Here is a 22,397-nt window from a genome sequence, read left to right as displayed (position 1 = left end):
CGCGTACCGAGATCGAACGACCCGCGATCAGATGCGGCGGGGCAGCCGCACGTAGGTGACCGTCGTCTCGATACCGCTGTCCACGAGCCGGCCCTGCCCGTCGAACGCGCCCGACCCGTCCGTCATGCCGAAGTCGTTGTCGTTGATGAGGGCGAGCGTGTCGCGGTCCACGCGCGCGACGCCCTCGATCTTGCCGGGAACCCCCGCGACCGTCCCCAGGTCGACGACCAGACGCTTGCCCAGCACCGGAACACCCGCGGTGGCCGGATCGTCGAGCTGCTCCAGCGACGGAGACGTGGTGTCACGGTCGTACGGGCCGCCCAGGATGTCCGCGCGACGTGTCAGCCGTACCTCGTGCAGACGAGCGGACTTGTCGGTGCGCTCCTCGACGAGCAGGTGGTCGGGGCCGACCGCCACCACGGAGGAGATCTTCAGCTCGGACGTGTCGTCCTCGCTCGGGTCCACCACGTTCACCGGGTCGAAACGGTACGCGTACTCGGCCGTCACGGAGCGCTTCCCGGGCGAGAAGCGCAGCAGACGGGTCGTGCGGGACGTGTCGCCCGCGTCGCCGTCCGGCAGGGAGAGCGGGCTCTGCAGGGCCATCACCAGATCGCCGCCCGGAAGCTGCGTGAGCCCTTCGAGACCGCGGTTGATCTTCCGGTGCAGCAGAATCGCGGGCAGCGCCTCCACGACGGGGTAGTCCGTGCCGGTCAGGTGCAGTCCCCTGGGGACGTAGCGCGTGAGAACCTTCCCGCGCGCAGAGACGTGGAGCAGCGACGGACCGTACTCGTCGACGAGCCAGAACGCCCCGTCCGCAGCCCGCACGATGCCCTCGGTGTCCACGCCGTTCGGGTTGTACGGCAGCGGCGTCCGCGCGTCGAAGGAGTACGGCGCCTCGTCGCGTCCCGCCTGGTTGGAGAGCCCGGTGACCGGCTTGCCGGACGACGTGGTGATCGGGATCGCGTCGATCACCTTCACCGCCCCGCCGCTCACCCGGATCCTGACGATCGCCGGGTCGAAGCCCGGCACCGGGAACGTCCGGCGCTTGGCGCCGTCCACCTTGATCTGGCCGTTGGGCCCGCGGTCGGTGACCGTCCAGAACTCGCCCTTGCGGCCGGTCGGGTAGATGTCACTGCCGATGCCGCCGAGGTCGACGCCCCGGTCGTTGTCCACCGTCCCGGGCAGCAGGCCGTTGCTGAACGTCCCCAGAGGGAGGTCGCCGAGGGTCGCGGTGTGCGTCACCCTCGGCTGCGCCGGCCCTGACGTCGCGTTCGCCGTGCCGGCCACCGTGAAGGCCGCCAGCAGAGCGAGCGGCACGCCGACGGCGACGGAGCGGTGGATGGGGCGTCTGCCGGCGGCGCGCGGGGACATGGAGCCTCCTGGGAAACGGGTTCGTTGACAGCGGCCAGAGTTGGCCCCGGCGTCTAACGAAGTCCGACAGCGAGGTGAACGTCGGGCGTCAACCAGTCGTCGGGTCTTCCTCGGCGATCGCGAGCGCGGTCGCCGGGTCGTGCGTGGCCGGCCCCGCCGGAGCCCAACGGCCGCCTTCCTTGCGGTAGGGCCACCATCTGCCGTCGCGGCCGAGACGAAGTTGCGTGCCCCTGCCGACCGCGGTCCAGCGATTGCGGTCCGCCCGCAGCCGGGGCCGCTCGTCCTCGTCCCAGGCGGTGAGCAGAGCCGCACGCGCGCGTGACAGGGACTCCGCCCGGACGTCCCACGCGTCGTCCAGGACCGAGAGCGCGCAGACACCGCCGTACCGCCAGGCCCGTACCGCGAGAGCCAGTTCCCCGCGTTCCCGACACGAGCCACCGGCCAGCCGCTCCGCGACCCCCTCCGGCGGGTCGCACGCCGCCAGCCGAACGGCATCCTGGACGAGGGACAACGTCTCCGGCGCGGTGCTGCGCCCTACGGGTACGCGGCCGAGCGCCTCGGCGAGCAGCCGGTGCGCCTCCTGAGCCGCCGCGCGAGCGATGAACTCCAGGGCGACGGAATCGACTCCGACAGCAGGTGTGCCCTCGGTCTCCAGGGACGGCGGAGTCCCGGGCTGTTCGGGCCACTCCGGGTCGGCCGGAAGCGGCGGAAGGATGTCACCCGTGGCATAGGCCTCCAGGGCGTCCACTCCTCCGTCCATGTCGCCAGGATCGTCCGAGGGCTGCGCCACGCGTCCCTGGAGGGCTTCCAGGAGCGCCCGCTCACCCCGCCCCCGCAGCAGGAGCAGCACGAAAGGGTCCTCATCGAGCAGCAACGCCACCTGGTAGCAGAGTGCGGCGGTGTGGCCGCAGTGGTCCCAGGCGCCGCACTCGCATTCCGCGTCCAGATCACCCAGCCCCGGCAGGAGTTCGACCCCCGCGGCCGCCGCGTCCTCGACGAGGTGGGGAGGCACGTCGCGGTCGAGCAGCGCGGCGACGTGCCCGGACCGCTCGGCGGCCATGTCCAGGAAGAGATCCCAGTGCTCCTGCGAAAGTTCGTGCAGCAGAACGTCCGCCCGGTGAGCGGTTCCGTCGCGGTCCTCGACGACCGCCGTGACGCGTCCGGGCCGTACCGAGACCGTGCCCACCGCTCCCGCGCGTGCCAGCCTGCGGCCCGTCTTCACCTGCCCGGAGTCCAATGCCGCGTCCTCCAAGGCACTCAGCCAGGCCTTGCCCCACCACGTCTGCGCGAAGCTCCGCCCGCGCGTGGGCGGCAGCGCTCCGAACGTACGCTCCTCGTCCCGATCCGTCATCGTGCGCCCCCTCGCAACTCCACCAGGTCGGCCAGTTCCGCGTCGGTCAGCTCGGTGAGCGCCCCCTCACCCGCGCTCAGGACGGCGTCCGCCAACCGCTGTTTGCGACGCAGCATGTCGGCGATGCGGTCCTCGATGGTCCCCTCGGCGATGATGCGGTGCACCTGCACGGGCCGGTTCTGGCCGATGCGGTACGCGCGGTCCGTGGCCTGTGCCTCGACGGCGGGGTTCCACCAGCGGTCGTAGTGCACGACGTGCTCCGCGCGCGTCAGGTTGAGCCCGGTGCCGGCGGCCTTCAACGACAGCAGGAAGACCGGGATCCCGCCCTCCTGGAAGCGTTCCACCATCGCCTCGCGTTGCGGGACGGGCGTTCCGCCGTGGAGGAACTGAGTCGTCACCCCGCGCTCCGCCAGATGGCGCTCGATGAGGCGTGCCATCCGCACGTACTGGGTGAAGACCAGCACGCTCGCCCTCTCCGAGAGGATGGTGTCGAGGAGTTCGTCCAGCAGCTCCAACTTGCCCGACCGGCCGGGAATCCTGGGCCGCTCCTCCTTGAGGAACTGCGCGGGATGGTTGCAGATCTGCTTGAGCCCGGTGAGCAGCTTCACGATCAGACCGCGCCGGGCCATGCTGTCGGCGGCGGCGATCTCCGCGAGGGTCTCGCGGACCACGGCCTCGTACAGGCCGGCCTGTTCCGGGGTGAGGGACACGGCGCGGTCGGTCTCGGTCTTCGGCGGCAGCTCGGGTGCGATGCCCGGGTCCGACTTGCGACGGCGCAGCAGGAACGGCCGGACCAGCCGGGCGAGCCGGTCGGCGGCCCCGGGGTCCTGACCGCCCTCGACAGCCTGCGCGTAGCGACTGCGGAAGGTGCCGAGCCGGCCGAGCAGACCTGGTGTCGTCCAGTCCAGGATCGCCCACAGCTCGGAGAGGTTGTTCTCCACGGGAGTTCCGGTGAGCGCCACGCGTGCGCGTGCGCCGATGGTGCGCAGCGCCCGCGCGGTCGCCGAGTAGGGGTTCTTGACGTGCTGGGCCTCGTCCGCCACCACCAGACCCCAGGGCGCCTCACCGAGCCGGGGCGCGTCGAGCCGCATCGTGCCGTACGTCGTGAGGACGAACTCGCGGTCGGACAGGCCTTCCAGGCTCCGCCGGGCACCGTGGAAGCGGCGTACCGGGGTGCCGGGGGCGAAGCGCTCGATCTCCCGCTGCCAGTTGCCCAGCAGGGAGGCCGGAGAGACCACGAGTGTGGGGCCCGCGGTCGACGCGTCCGCCTGCCGGTGGAGGTGCAGGGCGATCAGGGTGATCGTCTTGCCGAGACCCATGTCGTCGGCCAGGCAGCCGCCCAGTCCCAGAGAGGTCATCCGGGCCAGCCAGTTGAGGCCGCGCGACTGGTAGTCGCGCAGCGTGGCACGCAGTTCCGCGGGCTGCCCGACCGGCCGCTGCGCCTCGGGGTCGGTCAGCCGCTCCCGCAGGGTCGCCAACCATCCCGTGGGCTCCACGGCGACCCGGTGGCCGTCCACCTCGGCGGAGCCCGTCAGAGCGGCGCTCAGCGCCTCGACGGGCGTGACCTTGCGGTCCCGGCGTTCCCGCGCCCGGCGGACCTCCTCGGGGTCGACGAGAACCCACTGGTCGCGCAGCCGCACCATGGGCCGCTTCGCCTCGGCCAGCCGGTCCAGTTCCTGTCGTGTGAGCTGCTGGTCGCCGAGCGCGAACCGCCAGTCGAACGAGAGCAACGCGTCCGCCGACAGGAAGGACGGCACGTCCGAGACCGTCCTGTCGCGTGATCCCTCGTCGCCGGCCGGCCCCTCGTGCGGGCCGTCCCCGAGAGCGTGAGGGCCGACGACCGCGCGGGCGGTCACCTTCCGCACCAGCTCCTTGGGCCAGTGCACATCGACACCGGCGAGCGCCAGAAGCCGGCCGCCCGCTCCGAGGAGTTCGCCGACCTCCTCGTCGACGAGTTCGACCGCGTCCGGAACCGCGGCCGACAGCAGTGGTGTCAGCGCAGGCCAGCTCTTCGCTGCACGGCGGAGGGCGAGCAGGGCGGTCATCCGCGCACGTGGGCCGAACGGTGAGGAACCGGCCCACACGCTTTCGGCGTCCACCACGAGAGCGGGGTCGTGGGCGCTGTGCAGTTGGACCACGGCCCGGAAGGCCGGCGGAAGATCTTCCGGCCCGGTCGACACGAGGGTCTGCGCCTCGACGCGCAGTGAGATCCGCACGTCGGCCTCGTGCGTCTCCGCGACCTCCGCGGTCCAGGCGCGATGCTGCGGCACCGGCCGGGGTTCAGGCGCCGCGAACGCCGGGCCGCCCGCTGCCAGCGCCGCCGCGGGGGAGCGCGGCAGGGCATCGGCGACGGCGTCCAGGAATGCTCGAACGAGCCCTTCGGGATCGGCCAGTCGCGAGGGTGCCATGAGGCCGTCCCCCGGACCAGGAGCGTCCATGGCCTCCGGGTCCTCGTCCGCCGCCCTGGAAGGGCCCCGCGTCGGCACGGCGTGTGCCTCCGGGGGCATCGCCGCGGCCAGTTCACGGACGCGCTCCAGGTCCCGTGCGCTCAGCGGGCCGGCGCGCCAGGCGTCGTGGTCGTCGGCCGTCACTCCCGGCAGCAGGAGCCCGCGGGCAACGAACTGGAGGGCGAGCACACCGGCAGCGCCCCAGAACGAAATCGACCCGTGCGCCTGCGTCGCGGCACGCGCGCGCGTGAGGACCGGCAGGGCGGCCCGCACCGGCAGCAGCACCGCGGGCACCGAGACGGCCTCGACGCCGTCCCCCACGGGCAGGGCGACCGTCAGGTCGCCGACCGAGCCGGAAGCAACCAACGGGGGCGACTCGCCGTCCGGGCGCCAGAACGCGACGCTGCCCGAGCGCGGCGGATCGGCGGGTACGAACACGGCGCAGCAGCGGGCCAGTTCGGAGATCTCGGCGGCGTCGACCGCGGGAATCCTCTGCACAGCGATGACGCATCCCTCGGATTCATCAAATTTGACTACTGAGTCGAGTCGCCGAGGGTACAGCACGACGGGCACGGACGGGCGCCGGCCTGACCGCGCGAGACCGCAGCCCGGCGAAGAGCGATGCCCCCGGTCCCTAGAGGGGTGCCACCCCCCTGAGAGGCCGGGGGAAACCCCCGCACGGAACGGGGTGGTGGCGCCATGGCTGCCGCAGGCCGTCGATTCGTACGTTTCATCAGGTCAGCCCACTTCCTGAGAGATCAGGTCGGCCCGCCCCGAGAGACCGGAGACCCACCATGGCCCAGACCGCCGCCGTCCTCGCAGAACCCGCCCCCAGGGAGAGCGCGAGGGCTGCACCCGGCAGCGATTTCGCACCCCTCCTGCGCGAGGTCAAGGAACGTGGAATGCTGGACCGGCGTCGTGGCTGGTACGCGCGCGAGATCGTCGTGAACCTGTTGAGCCTGGCCGGCGTGGTCACCGGCGTCGTCCTCGTCGGAGACTCCTGGTGGACCCTGCTCCTCGCGCCGTTGCTCGCTGTACTGGGGGCTCGTACAGCGTTCATAGGCCACGACGCGGGCCACTCCCAGATCACGGGTGACAAGGCGGTCGGCCGTGCCATCGGCCTGGTCCACGGCAACCTGCTCCTCGGCATGAGCTACGCCTGGTGGAACGACAAACACAACCGGCACCACGCCAACCCCAACCACGTCGACAAGGACCCCGACGTCCTCGCCGACGTCCTGGTCTTCACGAGCGGCCAGGCACACGAGCGGACCGGATTCCGGCGCTGGCTCACCCGTAACCAGGCCTGGCTCTTCTTCCCCCTGACCCTCCTCGAAGGCATCGCCCTGAAGATCCACGGATTCCGGGACCTTCGCCGGCAGCCGCCACGCGAGCGTGCAGTGGAGGCCCTGCTGCTCGTCACACATGTCGTCGCCTACGCGACCCTGCTGCTCACCGTCCTGTCCCCGGGCAAGGCCCTGGCCTTCGCGGCCCTTCACCAGGCACTGTTCGGCCTGCACCTCGGGATGTCCTTCGCGCCCAACCACAAGGGCATGGAGATGCCCGACCCGGACGGCGAGCGATGGGGGACATCTGCGCCGACAGGTCCTCACGTCGCGCAACGTCCGGGGCGGCGTCCTCACGGACTGGTTCCTCGGCGGTCTCAACTACCAGATCGAGCACCATCTGTTCCCCAGCATGCCCCGCCCGCACCTGCGCCGAGTCCAGCCTCTGGTGCGCGCGTACTGCGCCGAGGTGGGTATTGCCTACGCTGAGACCGGGCTCGTCGACTCCTACCGGCAGGCCCTGCGCCACATGTACGAGGTCGGGGAGCCCCTCAGGGCCGAGTAAGGGGCGTACCTCAGGGACGTATCAGGGTCGCGGTCCGGAACCGTGGGACGCAGGGACCCGTTCTCACGACAGAGAGCGGCAGCAGCCGCGGAGGAGGCGACACACATGTCGAAGAACGCGAAGATCGCCGCAGGGGGTGTGGCGGTCGGCCTGATCCTGTTGATCTGGCTGCCCTGGTGGGCCGCCTTCCTGATCGTGCTGGGCGTTCCGGCGGCCGCGTACCTGGCCCTGGACCCCTCGCAGCGGCGCAGGCTGCGCCGCGTCACCCGCAAGGAGATCGGCCGCTGAGGGGCGCCGGGACTCCGTTCGACGGCACCGACGAGGGCCGGCGGACCGGGGTGGCGGACAACTGACGAGGACGGCGTCACCAGGTCTCCCGGTGGCGCCGTCGCTCAGCTCGGGCGTACCGCCATCTTGTCGAGGGCCTCAAGGAGGCCGGGCAGCTCCGGTCCGCGCCCCACCGGCAGGACCTCGCCCGGCTCGTCGTCGAGGAGGACGAACGCGATGTCGTCCGTCCTGGCGACCAGAGACCAGCCCGGACCGTCGGCGCGCAGGGTCCGGGCATCTCCCGTGGCGAACGACGAGCGCACGCGGCCCAGCGGGGGAGGGGCGTCCACGTAGGAGCGCGCCTCGGCCAGGACGCGGCGGACCGCCGTGCGTTCCTCGCCGTCGCCGTGCTTCTCCGGCCCGGCCGGATCGTCTTCCGCGGCTCCATTGGCCTCGCCCTGCATCTCGCCGGCGGACCGCTCCGCGCCGTTCGTGGACGCGAATTCGCCGTCGTCGATCTGGTCCCGCCACATCGCCCACTGGAGAGCGATCTCGTCGGCGCCCAGACGCCGCTGCGCGGGCCCCCAGGTGCTGGTGTCCGGAGGGGTCAGCGGAGGGCGTTCCGTGGGGTCGGTCGACGGATCGTGGGGGGCCGGGATGCCCGGGGCCGCGACAGCCACTTCGAGGGGCCAGCCGGGCAGCGCGGCGACCACCGTCCGCTCGTCCGGCGACAGCTCGTGCTCCATCCCGCAGTCCCAGGAGGCGATGGCAACGGCGACCAGGGACACGTCGTCGATGACGACGGTCCATCGCGCGCCCTCCCCGTCCTGGCCGAGCACCAGGCCGTACCCCTCGGCGAGCGGCGCGAGGCCGAGCGTCGCACAGGCCTCGGGATAGTCGTCCCCCAGCATGCTGGGGAACTTCGCCGGTGTCAGCAGCACCGCCGTCAGTACGTACAGCGCGTCGTCGTCCACGGTGGCGACGGCTTCCTCGTCCACGGTGGTGACGGCTTCTTCGTCCGTCCCGGCCATCCCAGCCTCCCGATCGGTCCATCTGTCGGCGCACCCTAATGCGACCGGAAGGCGCTTGTCACGGGCCTGAAACACATGCGGAGCTGCAGTTATCCGTCTGGACAGGGGCGAAACGCCCCCGGCGCGGCCGGCCGCTTCAGGCGGCGGGGAGTCCGAGCAGCGAGCGCGTGACCGTCCCGGGCGACTCGTCGCGTTCCCGGGCGAGGGCGATGACCGCCCGGCAGGCCAGTTCCGTCACCCCGAAGGAGAGCGCCTCGGGCGACACCCAGGAGGCCGCCTCGTCGATGCGCTCCTGATCGTCCTCGGCGCACGCGGAGACATACGCCGAGGCCGCCTCGAAAAGGTTGTGGCCGCGCTTCCCGCCCTCGCGGGCCGTAGCGGGACCGACCCCACCGCGCTGTTCCCGCGCCTTCCTGCCCGCCATCGTGCGGATCCTGTCGAACATGCCTGACATCCGGCCGCCTTCCCGTGCTCGATCGTCGTCGCCAAGCGTTCATCTGCCGCTACTCAACGTAGAGTTGGAGGCGCGGAGACAGAAGGGGTGTGGCCCGGGGAAGCGGGACCTGCCCCGATTCCGGGTGTGCGCCTGCCCGGTCTCACCCGACCGCGGCGTCCAGTGAGTCTCACCCGTCCGCGGCGTCCAGTGAGCCGAGGGTGGCCCGCAGCCACGCCAGTTCGGCATCGCTGGTGGCCCGGGCGATGGTGAGGATCCCTCGCCGGAAAGGGTCGTCCAACTCCTCGGCCCGCACCGGTCGCTCACCGTCGTAGAAGAAGCTCGCCGGCTCCTCCAGGAACGCGAGCCGACGGCGCAGCACCGCCGCCTGCGCCGACGGGTCCTCCAGATGCCTCAGGAAGGCGAGCACCGAGAACCACCTGTTCTCGTCGCTGATGTCCCGCCCGGCGGCTTCCGCGAGCCGGCGGCGCAGCTCGCGACCACCCTCCTCGGTGAGCGTCAGGACGTGACGAGGGGCGGCCACGGAACCGGGCTGCGTGGTGCGTTCCAGCAGGCCCGCGTTCTCCAGTCGCTTGATGGCGGGATACAGCGTGCTCTCCGCCACCGGCTTCACGTGCCCCGTCAGGGCGGTGATGCGCTTGCGCAGCTCGTAGCCGTGCAGCGGGGTGTCACAGAGGAATCCGAGGATGGCCAGCTCCAGCATGACCTCATCCTCTCGCACTCTCGCGGTACATCGCTTCATTGATACATCGGGTCCGATGTATGCTCCGGATGGAAGAATGACAAGCGCTGATGGGGAGGGCCCGATGAGGCAGGCCGAGTTCGACAGCGAGGGAAGCCTGATCCGATGGATCGAGGCGCCGGGGACGGGGCCCGCACGTGTGTACGTGCACGGTCTGGGGGCGGCCTCGACGGTCTACTTCGCCCACATCGCCGCCCGACCCGAACTCGCGGGCCGCAGAACGCTGTTCGTCGACCTGCCGGGGCACGGCATCAGTGACCGGCCGGCGGGCTTCGGCTACACGTTGGAGGATCACGCGGCTGCTCTCGCCGCGGCCTTGGACGGCGCCGACGTCGGCGGGGCGGAACTCGTCGCCCACAGCATGGGGGGCGCGGTCGCCGTCGTGCTCGCACACCGGCGGCCCGACCTCGTCTCCCGGCTCGTCCTCGTCGAGGCCAACCTTGACCCGTACCCGCCGGGCACGACGGGCGACAGCGGTATCGCCGCCTATGAGGAGGACGACTTCGTGCAGAACGGCGGACACGCGCGCGTGCTCGAGAAGGTCGGGGCCTCCTGGGCCGCGACCATGCGCCTCGCCGACCCGCGTGCCCTGCACCGCACCGCGCTGGCGCTCCAGCGCGGCACGGTCCCGACGATGCGTCGGATGCTCACCGGGATGGCCGTCGACCGCGTCTACCTTCAGGGCGAACTCAACGGCGAACTCCTCGGCGCACAGGCGCTGGAGGAGGCAGGCGTGCGGGTCGTGTCCGTGCCGGGCGCGGGTCACAACATCATGTTCGACAACCCTGACGTCTTCGCCGCCGTTCTCGCCGGTACGCACTGACCGCCGGCTGCCGATCCCAGGGCGCCCCTCAGCCTCTGCGCACGGCGAGCGCCAGGAAGCGGGCGTCCTCGTCGGCGTACGAGGTCATGTCCCAGCCCGAATCGACGAGCAGGGGGCCCAGGTTGGACTCCGCGCGCAGGTCCTCCGGGGCGAGCTGCCGACCCTGGCGCGCCGCGAGGGCCGCCCGCCCGATCGGATGGAACAGCGCCAGCGTGCCGCCGGGTCGCACCACCCGCGCCAACTCCCGCAGATTCTCGGCAGGGTTCGGCAGGTGAGCCACGAGTCCGGCCGCGAACACCGCGTCCAGTGACTCCGAACGCAGCGGCAGGGCGGCGACGTCGGTGAGCAGCAGGTGTCCGTCGCGGTCGCGTCCGGCCCGCACGGCGGCCTCCAGCATGGCCCAGGTCAGATCGGCCCCGACAACCACGCCGGAGGCGCCCACGACGGCCTTCAGCGGCGGCAGGGCGCGTCCGGTTCCGCAGCCCGCGTCGAGCACCCGGTCACCCGGGCGCAACCCCATGTCGGACACCGCCGCCTCGTACGCGGGGCCGTCGTCGGGGAACCGCGTGTCCCAGTCGGCCGCGCGGGCGCCGAAGAACTCCTGGACGTGTGTGTGGTCGTCGCTCATGTGCCGCATGATCCCTCACCGACACGAAGGACGACGCGGTGCACACGTTCGAACTCGACGCGATCGCTGAGGCGCACGCCTTCGCCAGATTGCAACAGCTTTCGAAACGCGCCCCCTTCGTGTCCCTGCGCGCCGACTAGCGTCCCTGGGCCATGGGACACCTGGACCACGCCGCCTTCGGATGGCTGACCCCCGTGCTGTCGTACGTGATGGCCTCCATCGGCGCCGCCCTCGGCCTGCGCTGCGCGGTCCGCGCGCTCGCATCCACCGGCTCGTCGCGCCGCAACTGGCTCCTCGCCGCCGCCTCCGCGATCGGCAGCGGCATCTGGACGATGCACTTCGTGGCCATGCTCGGCTTCGGCGTCACCGGCACGGAGATCCGCTACAACGTGCCGTTGACCGTCCTGAGCCTGCTCGTCGCGATGGCGTTCGTGAGCGCCGGACTCTTCGCCGTCGGCTACGGACGCGACCGGCGCCGTGCGTTCGTCATCGGCGGGCTCACCACCGGGCTCGGCGTCGCGAGCATGCACTACCTCGGTATGGCGGCCCTGCGCCTGCACGGCCAGGTGCACTACGACCCCGCACTCGTCGGACTCTCCGTCGCACTGGCGGTCCTGGCGGCGACCGCCGCCCTGTGGGCGGCGCTCTCCACGAGGTCGCCCGTCGCGGTCACCGTCGCCTCCCTCGTCATGGGCGGAGCGGTGAGCAGCATGCACTACACCGGGATGGCGGCGGTGAGCGTGAGCGTCCACCCTGCCGCGGGCACCCTGCCCGGGGCCACGGCCATGCAGTTCATCTTCCCCCTCGCCGTCGGCCTCGGGTCCTACCTCTTCCTCACCGCGGCATTCGTCGCGCTCTCCCCGATGGCCGAACGCCCCGAGGCGTCCGCGTCGGTCCGGCGGCGGGTCGAGAGCATCGCCCGCTGACGGCGGGCTCGGCAGCATCCGGCCGTGAAGGGCCGCCCCGACTCTCCGATCGAGGAGGCCATGCGTACACCCCGCAGATCCACCACAGCCGGTGCCCAGCCGCCACCACGGGCCCGCGGTCGCCGGGCCCACGCGGGCCCGCCGGCGGACGAGCGCCCCGAGTTCGATGTGTCCGCCGTCGACGCTGTGACGCAGACCCGCCCTCCCCTTGAGGGATGGCACCTTCGGCCCCGTACCGTGCGGGCCAAAGTCGTCAGCCTGTTGATGGTGCCGGTCGTCTCGCTGCTCGCGTTGTGGGCGTTCGCCACCGTCGGCACCGCTCAGGACGTCGCACGGCTGCGTCAACTGCAACGCGTGGACACCACCGTGCGTGCTCCCGTCGACGCCGCTGTCGCCGCGCTCCAGGCAGAACGTGCCGCCGCGGTCGGCTACGCGACCGACCCCGCCACGGCGCGGTCCAGCGAGTTCAGGAACCTCTCCCGCCAGACCGACCGCGCCGTCGGGAAACTCCGCCTCGGCGACGACCACACCGTCGCCGACGGCGCAGACCTCCCCGCGGCGGCCACGCGACGGCTCGACGCCTTCGTCACCGACGCGGGGAGCCTGACGTCGCTCCGCACCTCCGTACTGGACCGGCGCACCGGCTGGGACGAGACGTACGACCGCTACACGAAGGCCATCGCGACCGCCTTCGGGGTCGAGGGAGCGCTTTCCGGCGTCGACGAAGCGGGAATGAGTTCCGACGCGCGCGTACTGCTCGAGTTCGCCCGGGCCGGTGAAGCCCTCGCCCAGGAGGACGCCGTCCTCGGCGGGGCCCGGCTCGCCGGAACACTCGACGGTGAGCGGCTCCGCCTCTTCACGGGCGCGGTCGACACACGCCGCGCTCTGACGGATGCCGCCATGGTGGATCTACGAGGACCCGAACTCGCGGCTTGGAAGGACCTGGCCCGGGGGGCCGCCTACCTGGACGTGAGCACGGTCGAGGACAAGGTGCTGGCCGCCCGCCCGGGGATCAAGGCCGTCGAGGCAGCGCCGGAATCGGCCTGGGACATCGCTCACGCACGTGTGCAGGACGGTATGCGGACGATCGCGACCGAAGCGGCCGTCGCGGACCGGGCGGACCCGTTCGGGAGGGCCCTGCTCACGCCCGCGGGCGCGGCGGTCCTCTTCGGACTCGCCGCGGGCATCGCCTCGCTGATCATCTCCGTGCGCATCGGCCGCGACCTCGTCGTCGAACTGGTCAGCCTCCGCGACAGCGCCCTGGACATCGCGCGCAGGAAACTTCCCGAGGCCATGCGCCGCCTCCGGGCCGGTGAAGCGGTCGACGTGCGTGCCGAAGCGCCCCTCGGAAAGCCCTCGGACGACGAGACGGGCCAGGTCGCCGAAGCGCTCAACACCGTGCACCGAGCCGCTCTGCGTGCCGCCGTCGAACGCGCGGAACTAGCTGGCGGTATCTCCGGAGTCTTCGTCAACCTCGCCCGGCGCAGCCAGGTGCTCGTGCACCGTCAGCTGAACCTCCTGGACACCATGGAGCGCAGGTCGGACGACCCCGACGAGCTGAGCGACCTGTTCCGCCTCGACCACCTCACCACCAGGATGAGACGCCACGCGGAGAGCCTGATCATTCTCTCCGGAGCCGCACCCGGCCGCGCCTGGCGGATGCCGGTCTCGCTGACCGACGTGGTCAGGGCGGCCGTCTCGGAAGTCGAGGACTACGCGCGCGTGGAGGTGCGCCAGCTTCCCGACGCTGCCGTGATCGGGACCGCGGTCGCCGACCTGACCCACCTCCTCGCGGAGGTCGTGGAGAACGCCGCCCAGTTCTCGCCGCCCCACACCCGCGTCCGGATCACCGGCGAACCCGTCGGCAACGGCTACGTGATCGAGGTCGAGGACCGGGGCCTCGGCATGGGCAAGGAGACACTCGCCCAGGCCAATCGCCGCATCGAGCAGTCCGAGGCACTCGATCTGTTCGACAGCGACCGGCTCGGCCTCTTCGTGGTCAGCAGACTCTCTGCCCGGCACAACATCAAGGTCCAATTGCGGACCTCGCCCTACGGCGGCACCACCGCGGTGGTCCTGCTGCCCACCGCCCTCCTGGACGGCGGCCCGAGGGAACGATCCACCGCACAGGCCGAGACCGACAGGCCGGTGGAACGGGAGTACGCGCGCGTGGCGTCCGTCCCGGAGCAGGACGCCGTCCGAACAGCAGGCGAACGCCCCGCACTGATACCGCCCGTGGCAGCGGCGCCCGAAGGCCCCGTGAACGGCTCACGGGAGACGCCACCGCCCAATGTCGCGACACTCCGCCTGCACCGCCCGGCCGACGAGACCGAGACCTCCGAAGAACTCCCACGGCGGGTACGCCAGGCACACCTGGCACCTCAACTGCGCGGACAGCGCGCCTCGGAGACGGCGGAACCACCACCGTCCGCGACGGACGACGAGCGCACACCCGAACGCGTACGCGCGCGGATGACCGCCTACCGGGACGGCTGGATACGCGGTGGCGGCACGTCACCCGGCGTCCCCGCGCCCCCCGATGCCACAGCGGGCCGCGACAGCAGCGAAGGAGACTCCGCATGATCCAGGATCCGAGCACGAGATCCGCCCAGCCCTCCGGTGAACTCGACTGGCTGCTGGACGACATGGTGCTGCGTGCGGCCGACGTGCGACACGCCGTGGTGCTGTCGAACGACGGCCTGGCGGTGGGCGCGTCCACCGGTCTGCGGCGCGAGGACGCCGAGCACCTCGCCGCCGTCGCCTCCGGATTCCACAGCTTGGCCAAGGGGGCGGGGCGCCACTTCGGGGTCGGCGGGGTGCGCCAGACGATGGTGGAGATGGACGACGGCTTCCTCTTCGTGGCCGCGGCGGGAGACGGGTCGTGCCTCGCCGTCCTGACCGCGGTCACCGCGGACATCGGCCTGGTGGCCTACGAGATGGCACTCCTGGTCAAACGGGTCGGCGAGCACCTCCGCACGCCCGCGCGCGCCGCCGCACAGCCGCCCGCCGCCGGCTGACCGAGGACGGCAGCAGATGACCGAGGAGACGTCGGGCGCCCCGGCACAGCCCGGGAGCCAGTGGTACGACCAGGAGGCGGGGCCTCTCGTCCGTCCTTACGCGATGACGGGCGGCCGCACCCAGTCGGGCCCCACCGGGGTCCACTTCGATCTGATCGCCCTGGTCTCCCTCGACGAGGGCGCCCCGGGGGCCGACGACGACACCTCCCTGGGACCGGAACACCGGACCCTGATCGAACTGTGCCGTACCGAAACCCAGTCCGTCGCCGAGCTGGCCGCCGACGCCGATCTTCCGCTGGGCGTGGTCAGGGTGCTGCTGGGAGACCTGCTGGACCGCGGCTGTGTCACCGTCAGCCGCCCCGTACCGCCCGCACAACTGCCCGACGAGCGCATCCTCCGCGAGGTGATCGAGGGACTGAGGGCGCTCTAGATGACCCAGAGGTACCGACGTCGACGGTGGTCGACACTCCCGAGAGAAGTGATCGATGGTCTCCGAGAACTCCGACGCCTCGGGTGGCGACACCTCCGCCCTGGCGTTGAAGATACTGGTCGCGGGCGGATTCGGCGTGGGGAAGACCACCCTGGTGGGCGCCGTCAGCGAGATCAGGCCGCTGCGTACCGAGGAACTGCTGAGCGAGGCCGGCCAGTCGGTGGACGACACCGGCGGAGTGGACCAGAAGGTCACCACGACCGTCGCCATGGACTTCGGGCGCATCACCATCAGGTCGGGCCTCTCGCTCTACCTTTTCGGGACGCCCGGCCAGGACCGCTTCTGGTTCCTGTGGGACGAGTTGTCGACGGGCGCCCTGGGCGCGGTCGTCCTGGCGGACACCCGACGGCTGGAGGACTGCTTCCCGGCGGTCGACTACTTCGAGCACCGGCACATCCCGTTCGTGGTGGCCGTCAACTGCTTCGCCGACGCACGCGCGTACGGCGCTCAGGATGTCTCCCGCGCCCTCGACCTCGACCGGGGCACCCCGGTCGTGCTCTGCGACGCCCGTGATCGCGACTCCGGCAAGGAGGTGCTGATCCGGCTCGTCGAGTACGCCGGGCGGGTCCACACCGCCCGGCTCCTCGACTCGGTCGGTTGAGGCCGAGGCCGGCCGCTTCTGTCGTCCGGGTCGTGACCGCTCAGTCGGCCACCGCGGCGAAGGCCAGGACCTTCTCGATCCGCAGGCGGACGAGCAGTTCACCGGGTACGCCGTTGCGCCTGCCGAACTCCTCGGCGCGGTCCTCGCCCATGTAACGGCCGCCGATCCGGGCGGCCCAGTGCCGCAGATCGTCGACATCCTCCGACAACACGGCCCGGCCCTCCAGCACCACGAAGGCGAAGGGCGGCCGGTCGTCGTCCACGCACAGGGCGACCCGGCCGTCCCGCGCCAGGTTCTTCCCCTTCACGCTGTCCTTCGCGGTGTTGAACACCAGGTCCTCGCCGTCCAGCACGAACCAGATCGGTGCCACGTGCGGACTGCCGTCGGCCCGGACGGTGGACAGCTTCCCCGTGCGGGTTCCCTGCGAGACGAACGCTCGCCACTGCTCGTCGGTCATCTTCTCTGCCATGCCGCCCATCCTCCTTGCCCGGAGGGCGGCAGTGGGGAAGGCTTGCTGGGCGAATCCTCCGGTCGGGGGGAAACGACACACGGGGAGACCGGATCATGGCACAGAACACGGGACTTGGCTGGCTGCTGGACGACCTCACCCAGCGGGTCGAACACGTCCGGCACGCCCTCGTGCTCTCGAACGACGGGCTGGTGACCGGCGCGAGCACGGGGCTGCGACGCGAGGACGCCGAACACCTCGCCGCCGTCTCGTCGGGACTGCACAGCCTCGCCAAGGGCTCCGGACGCCACTTCGGCGCCGGGCACGTACGGCAGACGATGGTCGAGTTCGACGACGCCGTGCTCTTCGTCACTGCGGCCGGCGCGGGCAGCTGTCTGTGCGTGCTCAGCGGTGCGGAGGCGGACATCGGTCAGGTCGCGTACGAGATGACGTTGCTGGTGAACCGGGTCGGTGAGCACCTCGGCGTGGACGCGCGACTGCCGGGCAGCAGGCCCGCCACAGACCTCTGACCTGCTGCTTCGTCGTCGCGGTCAGAGTTTTCCACAGGCTCGCCGCGATGTCCGTCCGGCCGGATACGGTTTTTTCCGAGGCGAGCGCACACGGCGCGAGCATCCGACTCCACGGGGGAGAACCGTCATGACCGCCGGCAGCACCATCACCCAGTCCGCCACCGCATCGCTCGGCCGCGCCGCGCGAGAACTGGAACTCAGGCGCGGAGAGTTCGACCTGGCCGTGCACCTCGGCTGCGTGCGCACCCTCCCCGACGAGGGAGGCGGGGGACGCAGGGTCGCCCGCGCCGAGATCGACCGGCTGCGTTCCGAGGCCGGCTTCCCCGAGACCCTGCACGAGCGGGTGAAGGCGGTCGGTACCACGGAGGGCGCCGCGCTCATGGGTATGACGACCACGCGGTTCACCCGCCTCGCCCGCCTGGGCCTCGTGGTGCCCGTAAAGTTCTATTTGAACCGATACCGGGCGATTGTCTGGCTGTATCTCGCCGAAGAATTGCGGCAGTTCGCCGCCGACGAGAAGCACGCCCCGTTGATGAAGGGCCGGACGCCCGAAGGACTCCGCGGTCAGCTCGAAGAAGGCGTCGATCTCCGGCCCCGCAACTGGCGCGGACGCCACCTGGGTTTCCAGCTCCGGCAGTCCGAGGATCCCTGGGCTCGTGCCGCTGTCGTGGCGTCGTTGCTCGCCCCCGCTGCGGTCGCCGAGGTCGCACGGGACCCCTACGAGCGCGCGTACCTCAATCGTCTCCGGCCCGACCGGGCTTCCGGCGCGGCTCCGGACTCGCCCTCGGCGCTGATCGCCGAGCGCATCATGACGGCGGACGATCCCGACGAGATCGGGTGGCTCCGGGCCGACCTGCGCCAGACCCTCTCCGAGGCACGGGAAAATCGGCCCGCACCCCGACCCGGTGTGTCCGCGGTCCCGCCGATGCCGGCCACTCGCCAGGACCGGCCACCGGCACCCGCCCGCACGACCGACGCCACCGACGAGCCGGACGTCGCCCGCTCGCGGAGGCTCCTCGGGTGGCTGCGCCGCAGGAACGCGGACGCGAACCTGCCTACAGCGCCCTGAACAGGCCTTCCTGGACGACCGAGACGAGCAGGTGCCCCTCCTGGTCGTAGATGCGGCCGCGGGCCAGCCCACGTCCGCCCGTCGCGATGGGGGACTCCTGGTCGTAGAGGAACCACTCGTCCGCACGGAACGGCCGGTGGAACCACATGGCGTGATCCAGCGACGCCATGTCGAAGCCACGCGGACCCCACAGCGGTTCCACCGGGATCCGGACGGCGTCCAGGAGGGTCATGTCGCTCGCGTAGGTGAGAGCACAGGTGTGCACGAGCGGGTCGTCGCCCAGCGGGCCGACGGCACGCATCCACACCGCGCTGCGCGGCTCGGCGCCCTTCGTCTCCTCGGGCGTCCAGCGCAACCGGTCCACATAGCGGATGTCGAACGGCTGACGCCGCGCCATGCGCTCCAACGCTTCGGGCAGAGCCCCCAGATGCTCCTTGATCTCCTGCGACACCGTCGGCAGGGACTCGGGGTCCGGCACCACACGGGCCGGCGGCAACTGGTGCTCGAAGCTCCCTTCCTCAGGCTTGTGAAAGGAGGCGGTGAGATTGAAGATCGTGCGGCCCTGCTGCACCGCGGTGACCCGGCGGGTCGTGAACGACCGCCCGTCCCGCACCCGTTCGACCTGGTACACGATCGGCACACCCGGCCGGCCGGGGCGCAGGAAGTACGCGTGCAGCGAGTGCACCGGCCGGTCGCCCTCGGTGGTGCGGCCGGCGGCCACCAGCGCCTGGCCCGCCACCTGTCCGCCGAAGACCCGCTGGAGGGACTCCTGCGGACTGCGGCCCCGGAAGATGTTGACCTCGATCTGCTCCAGGTCGAGCAGGTCGACGAGTCTCTCGGCAGGATTCGTCATCGCTGGTTCTCTCCCGTGCTCACAGCTGGCCGACGTCGGTGACCTTGACGATGGCACGGCCTTCCGCGTCGGAGGCCACCAGGTCGACCTCCGCACTGATGCCCCAGTCGTGATCGCCGTTCGGATCGGCGAAGGTCTGGCGGACACGCCACAGACCGTTCTGCGGCTCCTCGACGATCGACAGCAGCTTCGGGCCGCGAGCGTCGGGACCGGTACCGAGGTCCTCGTACTCGTCCCAGTACTTGTCCATCGCGTCGCCCCACGCGTCGGCGTCCCAGCCGGCGTCGGCGTCCAGCTCGCCGAGCTCGCGGACGTGGTCGAGAGCGGCCAGTTCCACCCTGCGGAACATCGCGTTGCGGACGAGGACACGGAAAGCACGGGCGTTCGCGGTGACCGGCTTGACCTGATCGGCCTTCTCCTGCGCCTCCTCCGCCGTCATCACCTCGGGATTGGCGAGCTGCTCCCACTCGTCGAGAAGGCTGGAGTCGACCTGGCGCACCAACTCGCCCAGCCAGGCGATCAGGTCCTCCAGGTCCTCGGACTTCAGGTCGTCCGGGACGGTGTGCTCGAGCGCCTTGTAGGCACTCGCCAGGTAGCGCAGCACGATGCCCTCGGTGCGGGCGAGTTCGTAGAAGGACACGAACTCCGTGAAGGTCATGGCCCGTTCGTACATGTCGCGAATGATGGACTTCGGCGACAGAGGATGGTCACCGACCCACGGGTGGCTCTTGCGGTACACGTTGTACGCGTGGAAGAGCAGTTCTTCCATGGGCTTGGGGTACGACACGTCCTGGAGCCGCTCCATGCGCTCCTCGTACTCCACACCGTCGGCCTTCATCGCGGCCACGGCCTCGCCACGGGCCTTGTTCTGCTGCGCCGCGAGGATCTGTCGCGGGTCGTCCAGCGTGGACTCCACGACCGAGACCATGTCGAGGGCGTAGGACGGCGACTCGGGCTCCAGAAGGTCGAACGCGGCGAGCGCGAACGTCGACAGGGGCTGGTTGAGCGCGAAGTCCTGCTGAAGGTCGACGGTGAGGCGCACGATGCGGCCGGTCGGGTCGGGCTCGTCGAGCTTCTCGACGATGCCGCCGTCGAGAAGCGAGCGGTAGATGGCGATCGCCCGCCGGATATGGCGAAGCTGCTGCTTGCGCGGCTCGTGGTTGTCCTCGAGGAGATGGCGCATGGCGTCGAAGGCGTTGCCGGGCCGGGCGATCACCGACAGCAGCATCGTGTGCGTCACGCGGAAGCGCGAGGTCAGCGGCTCGGGATCGGATGCGATGAGCTTCTCGAAAGTGCTGTCCGTCCACCCGACGAAGCCCTCGGGAGCCTTCTTGCGCACCACCTTGCGGCGCTTCTTCGGGTCGTCGCCCGCCTTCGCGAGCGACTTCTCGTTCTCGATGACGTGCTCCGGCGCCTGCGCCACGACGTAACCCGCCGTGTCGAAGCCCGCCCGCCCGGCGCGTCCGGCGATCTGGTGGAACTCGCGCGCCCGCAGCGTCCGGACCCGGGTGCCGTCGTACTTCGTGAGCGCGGTGAACAGCACGGTGCGGATGGGGACGTTGACGCCCACCCCCAGCGTGTCCGTGCCACAGATGACCTTCAGAAGACCGGCCTGGGCCAGCTTCTCCACCAGGCGCCGGTACTTGGGCAGCATGCCGGCGTGGTGCACACCGATGCCGTGCCGGACGTAACGCGAGAGGTTCTGGCCGAATTTGGTGGTGAAGCGGAAGTTGCCGATCAGTGCCGCGATCTGGTCCTTCTCCTCACGCGTGCACATGTTGATGCTCATCAGCGCCTGCGCCCGCTCCACGGCCTGCGCCTGAGTGAAGTGCACGATGTAGACCGGGGCCTGCTTCGTGGCGAGCAGCTCGGTGAGCGTCTCCGTCAGCGGAGTGAGGACGTACTCGTAGGAGAGCGGGACCGGCCGGGTCGCGGAGCGGACCACCGAGGTGGGACGTCCGGTGCGCCGCGTGAGGTCCTTCTCGAACATCGCGACGTCACCGAGCGTCGCCGACATGAGGATGAACTGCGCCTGGGGGAGTTCCAGGATCGGGATCTGCCAGGCCCAGCCGCGGTCGCCCTCGGCGTAGAAGTGGAACTCGTCCATGACGACCTGGCCCACGTCGGCCTGCTTGCCGTCCCGCAGCGCGATGGAGGCGAGCACCTCGGCCGTGCAGCAGATGACCGGAGCGTCGGCGTTCACGGACGCGTCGCCGGTGAGCATGCCGACGTTCTCGGTGCCGAACATCTTGCACAGCTCGAAGAACTTCTCCGAGACCAGCGCCTTGATCGGCGCCGTGTAGAAGGTGACCTCGTCCCGGGCGAGCGCGGCGAAGTGCGCGCCCGCGGCGATCATGCTCTTGCCCGACCCGGTGGGCGTGGAGACGATCACGTTCGCCCCCGAGACCACCTCGATCAGCGCCTCCTCCTGGTGGGGGTAGAGCGTGAGACCGCGTTCCCCGGCCCACGACTCGAAGGCTTCGTAAAGGGCGTCGGGGTCTGCGGTCTGCGGCAGCTGATCGATGAGGGTCACGCACCCATCTTGCCTGCCGACGCACGCTATGGGGGAATCGGATGCCGGTCCGATGATCACGAACGCTACGCTGTGTCGCCGACGACGCGTCAGCGGGCACGGGCAACTGGGCAGCGGCACAAGAGGAATGGGGCGGGGAACGGCCATGATGGGACCAGCACACTCACTGTCGGGAGCCGCGGCCTGGCTCGGCGTCGGAGCGGCCGCCGCCGCGGCCGGTCACACCATGCCCTGGCCGGTCCTGTTGGTCGGCGCGCTGATCTGCGCCGGTGCCGCGCTCGCCCCGGACCTCGACCACAAGGCGGCCACCATCTCGCGCGCCTTCGGACCCCTGTCGCGGGGCCTGTGCGAGATCGTCGACAAGCTGTCGTACGCCGTCTACAAGGGAACCAGGAAGCAGGGCGATCCCCGGCGCTCCGGCGGCCACCGCACACTGACGCACACCTGGCTGTGGGCCGTGCTCATAGGCGCCGGAGCCTCCGTGCTGGCGATCACCGGCGGCCGCTGGGCGGTCCTCGCCCTCCTCTTCGTCCACATGGTCCTCGCCATCGAGGGCCTGCTGTGGCGGGCCGCCCGCGGGTCGAGCAGCGATGTGCTGGTCTGGCTCCTCGCCGCGACGAGCGCCTGGATCCTCGCCGGAATCCTGGACAAGCCGGGCAACGGCTCGGACTGGCTGTTCACCTCGCCCGGGCAGGAGTACCTGTGGCTCGGCCTGCCGATCGTCCTCGGCGCGCTCGTTCACGACATCGGGGACGCGCTCACGGTGTCCGGCTGCCCGATCCTGTGGCCCATCCCGGTCGGTCGCAAGCGCTGGTACCCGATCGGGCCGCCCAAGGTGATGCGGTTCCGCGCCGGCAGCTGGGTCGAGCTCAAGGTGCTGATGCCCGCCTTCATGCTGCTGGGCGGCGTGGGCTGCGCGGCCGCGATGAACTTCATCTGAGCCGGACTCCCTCGGGAGGCCGGCA

Annotated in this window: 20 protein-coding genes and 1 pseudogene; 11 read left to right on the top strand and 10 right to left on the bottom strand. The window is 71.0% G+C overall.

The features are described 5' to 3' along the window. Nucleotides 1-27 precede the first annotated feature (27 nt). The 3 genes from B0675_RS31520 to B0675_RS31510 form a co-directional block, all read right to left on the bottom strand. Nucleotides 28-1,371 (bottom strand): esterase-like activity of phytase family protein, encoded by a 1,344-nt coding sequence (locus B0675_RS31520; protein WP_081223012.1) that lies wholly within the window; start codon nucleotides 1,369-1,371, stop codon nucleotides 28-30. An 88-nt stretch (nucleotides 1,372-1,459) separates the two neighbouring features. Further along, complete coding sequence (locus B0675_RS31515; protein ID WP_081223011.1) at nucleotides 1,460-2,722, bottom strand: SWF or SNF family helicase; 1,263 nt, start codon at nucleotides 2,720-2,722, stop codon at nucleotides 1,460-1,462. Next, a complete protein-coding gene (locus B0675_RS31510) occupies nucleotides 2,719-5,667 on the bottom strand; it encodes a DEAD/DEAH box helicase (RefSeq protein ID WP_081223010.1) in 2,949 nt (982 codons plus the stop codon). Before B0675_RS31510 ends, B0675_RS31515 begins: the two co-directional genes overlap by 4 nt. Before the next feature lie 296 nt (nucleotides 5,668-5,963). Between B0675_RS31510 and B0675_RS31505 the strand changes: the two are divergent. Then, nucleotides 5,964-7,020: pseudogene (locus B0675_RS31505) on the top strand (acyl-CoA desaturase). A gap of 105 nt (nucleotides 7,021-7,125) precedes the next feature. Continuing rightward, a complete protein-coding gene (locus B0675_RS31500; RefSeq protein WP_081223009.1) occupies nucleotides 7,126-7,308 on the top strand; it encodes a hypothetical protein in 183 nt (60 codons plus the stop codon). Between the two features lie 104 nt (nucleotides 7,309-7,412). On the opposite strand, the gene B0675_RS31495 is transcribed toward B0675_RS31500, so the two are convergent. The 3 genes from B0675_RS31495 to B0675_RS31485 all read right to left on the bottom strand — a co-directional run bounded on the left by B0675_RS31495 (nucleotide 7,413) and on the right by B0675_RS31485 (nucleotide 9,475). Further along, nucleotides 7,413-8,318 (bottom strand): hypothetical protein, encoded by a 906-nt coding sequence (locus tag B0675_RS31495; protein WP_081223008.1) that lies wholly within the window; start codon nucleotides 8,316-8,318, stop codon nucleotides 7,413-7,415. A gap of 136 nt (nucleotides 8,319-8,454) precedes the next feature. Further along, complete coding sequence (locus tag B0675_RS31490) at nucleotides 8,455-8,742, bottom strand: hypothetical protein (RefSeq protein WP_241540115.1); 288 nt, start codon at nucleotides 8,740-8,742, stop codon at nucleotides 8,455-8,457. Nucleotides 8,743-8,941: 199 nt separating this feature from the next. After that, the gene (locus B0675_RS31485; RefSeq protein WP_081223006.1) at nucleotides 8,942-9,475 is read right to left on the bottom strand and encodes a PadR family transcriptional regulator; all 534 of its coding nucleotides are present in this window, start codon (nucleotides 9,473-9,475) and stop codon (nucleotides 8,942-8,944) included. Between the two features lie 103 nt (nucleotides 9,476-9,578). Between B0675_RS31485 and B0675_RS31480 the strand changes: the two genes are divergently transcribed. After that, a complete protein-coding gene (locus tag B0675_RS31480) occupies nucleotides 9,579-10,337 on the top strand; it encodes an alpha/beta hydrolase (protein WP_081223005.1) in 759 nt (252 codons plus the stop codon). Nucleotides 10,338-10,365: 28 nt separating this feature from the next. On the opposite strand, the gene B0675_RS31475 is transcribed toward B0675_RS31480, so the two are convergent. Continuing rightward, on the bottom strand, nucleotides 10,366-10,965 hold the full coding sequence (locus B0675_RS31475; protein ID WP_081223004.1) for a class I SAM-dependent methyltransferase: 600 nt from the start codon (nucleotides 10,963-10,965) through the stop codon (nucleotides 10,366-10,368). A 152-nt stretch (nucleotides 10,966-11,117) separates the two neighbouring features. Between B0675_RS31475 and B0675_RS31470 the strand changes: the two genes are divergently transcribed. From B0675_RS31470 to B0675_RS31450, 5 genes are read left to right on the top strand one after another with little or no spacing between them, the layout of a single operon-like run. After that, nucleotides 11,118-11,891, top strand: a complete 774-nt coding sequence (locus tag B0675_RS31470) for an MHYT domain-containing protein (RefSeq protein ID WP_081223003.1) — start codon at nucleotides 11,118-11,120, stop codon at nucleotides 11,889-11,891. Between the two features lie 60 nt (nucleotides 11,892-11,951). Beyond that, a complete protein-coding gene (locus B0675_RS31465; RefSeq protein ID WP_081223002.1) occupies nucleotides 11,952-14,474 on the top strand; it encodes a nitrate- and nitrite sensing domain-containing protein in 2,523 nt (840 codons plus the stop codon). Continuing rightward, complete coding sequence (locus B0675_RS31460; RefSeq protein WP_081223001.1) at nucleotides 14,471-14,908, top strand: roadblock/LC7 domain-containing protein; 438 nt, start codon at nucleotides 14,471-14,473, stop codon at nucleotides 14,906-14,908. The genes B0675_RS31465 and B0675_RS31460 overlap by 4 nt, the downstream gene beginning before the upstream one ends. Nucleotides 14,909-14,924: 16 nt before the next feature. Then, nucleotides 14,925-15,338, top strand: coding sequence for a DUF742 domain-containing protein (locus B0675_RS31455; RefSeq protein WP_081223000.1), 414 nt, complete (start codon nucleotides 14,925-14,927; stop codon nucleotides 15,336-15,338). 55 nt (nucleotides 15,339-15,393) lie between these two features. Then, nucleotides 15,394-15,999, top strand: a complete 606-nt coding sequence (locus B0675_RS31450; protein WP_081222999.1) for an ATP/GTP-binding protein — start codon at nucleotides 15,394-15,396, stop codon at nucleotides 15,997-15,999. 40 nt (nucleotides 16,000-16,039) lie between these two features. Here B0675_RS31450 and B0675_RS31445 read toward each other — a convergent pair whose 3' ends face one another. Then, nucleotides 16,040-16,468: a PPOX class F420-dependent oxidoreductase gene (locus tag B0675_RS31445; RefSeq protein WP_081222998.1), complete on the bottom strand. Its 429-nt coding sequence runs from the start codon at nucleotides 16,466-16,468 to the stop codon at nucleotides 16,040-16,042. Nucleotides 16,469-16,563: 95 nt separating this feature from the next. Here B0675_RS31445 and B0675_RS31440 point away from each other — a divergent pair, with 95 nt between their 5' ends. Beyond that, nucleotides 16,564-16,977, top strand: coding sequence for a roadblock/LC7 domain-containing protein (locus B0675_RS31440; RefSeq protein WP_081222997.1), 414 nt, complete (start codon nucleotides 16,564-16,566; stop codon nucleotides 16,975-16,977). 127 nt (nucleotides 16,978-17,104) lie between these two features. After that, nucleotides 17,105-18,046 carry a DUF6397 family protein gene (locus tag B0675_RS31435; protein WP_081222996.1) on the top strand — a complete coding sequence of 314 codons (942 nt, stop codon included), beginning with the start codon at nucleotides 17,105-17,107 and terminating at the stop codon, nucleotides 18,044-18,046. On the opposite strand, the gene B0675_RS31430 is transcribed toward B0675_RS31435, so the two are convergent. Beyond that, complete coding sequence (locus tag B0675_RS31430) at nucleotides 18,033-18,899, bottom strand: acyl-CoA thioesterase II (RefSeq protein WP_081222995.1); 867 nt, start codon at nucleotides 18,897-18,899, stop codon at nucleotides 18,033-18,035. The genes B0675_RS31435 and B0675_RS31430 overlap by 14 nt on opposite strands. Before the next feature lie 19 nt (nucleotides 18,900-18,918). After that, a complete protein-coding gene (locus tag B0675_RS31425; protein ID WP_081222994.1) occupies nucleotides 18,919-21,432 on the bottom strand; it encodes a DEAD/DEAH box helicase in 2,514 nt (837 codons plus the stop codon). A 145-nt stretch (nucleotides 21,433-21,577) separates the two neighbouring features. On the opposite strand from B0675_RS31425, the gene B0675_RS31420 reads away from it, so the two are divergent. Beyond that, nucleotides 21,578-22,372 carry a metal-dependent hydrolase gene (locus B0675_RS31420; RefSeq protein ID WP_081222993.1) on the top strand — a complete coding sequence of 265 codons (795 nt, stop codon included), beginning with the start codon at nucleotides 21,578-21,580 and terminating at the stop codon, nucleotides 22,370-22,372. Nucleotides 22,373-22,397: the final 25 nt, after the last annotated feature.

It is taken from the genome of Streptomyces sp. M41(2017) (assembly GCF_002078175.1).
Taxonomy (GTDB): Bacteria; Actinomycetota; Actinomycetes; order Streptomycetales; family Streptomycetaceae; genus Streptomyces.
Note: the sequence above shows the minus strand (reverse complement) of the source record. Positions and strands in the feature narration are given on the sequence as shown.

Coding starts and splice junctions, on each gene's coding strand:
- B0675_RS31490 (WP_241540115.1), bottom strand. CDS start 8,742: ATGGCGGGCAGGAAGGCGCGGGAACAGCGCGGTGGGGTCGGTCCCGCT.
- B0675_RS31445 (WP_081222998.1), bottom strand. CDS start 16,468: ATGGCAGAGAAGATGACCGACGAGCAGTGGCGAGCGTTCGTCTCGCAG.
- B0675_RS31420 (WP_081222993.1), top strand. CDS start 21,578: ATGATGGGACCAGCACACTCACTGTCGGGAGCCGCGGCCTGGCTCGGC.
- B0675_RS31500 (WP_081223009.1), top strand. CDS start 7,126: ATGTCGAAGAACGCGAAGATCGCCGCAGGGGGTGTGGCGGTCGGCCTG.
- B0675_RS31520 (WP_081223012.1), bottom strand. CDS start 1,371: ATGTCCCCGCGCGCCGCCGGCAGACGCCCCATCCACCGCTCCGTCGCC.
- B0675_RS31460 (WP_081223001.1), top strand. CDS start 14,471: ATGATCCAGGATCCGAGCACGAGATCCGCCCAGCCCTCCGGTGAACTC.
- B0675_RS31495 (WP_081223008.1), bottom strand. CDS start 8,318: ATGGCCGGGACGGACGAAGAAGCCGTCACCACCGTGGACGAGGAAGCC.
- B0675_RS31475 (WP_081223004.1), bottom strand. CDS start 10,965: ATGAGCGACGACCACACACACGTCCAGGAGTTCTTCGGCGCCCGCGCG.
- B0675_RS31430 (WP_081222995.1), bottom strand. CDS start 18,899: ATGACGAATCCTGCCGAGAGACTCGTCGACCTGCTCGACCTGGAGCAG.
- B0675_RS31455 (WP_081223000.1), top strand. CDS start 14,925: ATGACCGAGGAGACGTCGGGCGCCCCGGCACAGCCCGGGAGCCAGTGG.
- B0675_RS31465 (WP_081223002.1), top strand. CDS start 11,952: ATGCGTACACCCCGCAGATCCACCACAGCCGGTGCCCAGCCGCCACCA.
- B0675_RS31480 (WP_081223005.1), top strand. CDS start 9,579: ATGAGGCAGGCCGAGTTCGACAGCGAGGGAAGCCTGATCCGATGGATC.
- B0675_RS31440 (WP_081222997.1), top strand. CDS start 16,564: ATGGCACAGAACACGGGACTTGGCTGGCTGCTGGACGACCTCACCCAG.
- B0675_RS31470 (WP_081223003.1), top strand. CDS start 11,118: ATGGGACACCTGGACCACGCCGCCTTCGGATGGCTGACCCCCGTGCTG.
- B0675_RS31435 (WP_081222996.1), top strand. CDS start 17,105: ATGACCGCCGGCAGCACCATCACCCAGTCCGCCACCGCATCGCTCGGC.
- B0675_RS31485 (WP_081223006.1), bottom strand. CDS start 9,475: ATGCTGGAGCTGGCCATCCTCGGATTCCTCTGTGACACCCCGCTGCAC.
- B0675_RS31450 (WP_081222999.1), top strand. CDS start 15,394: ATGGTCTCCGAGAACTCCGACGCCTCGGGTGGCGACACCTCCGCCCTG.
- B0675_RS31515 (WP_081223011.1), bottom strand. CDS start 2,722: ATGACGGATCGGGACGAGGAGCGTACGTTCGGAGCGCTGCCGCCCACG.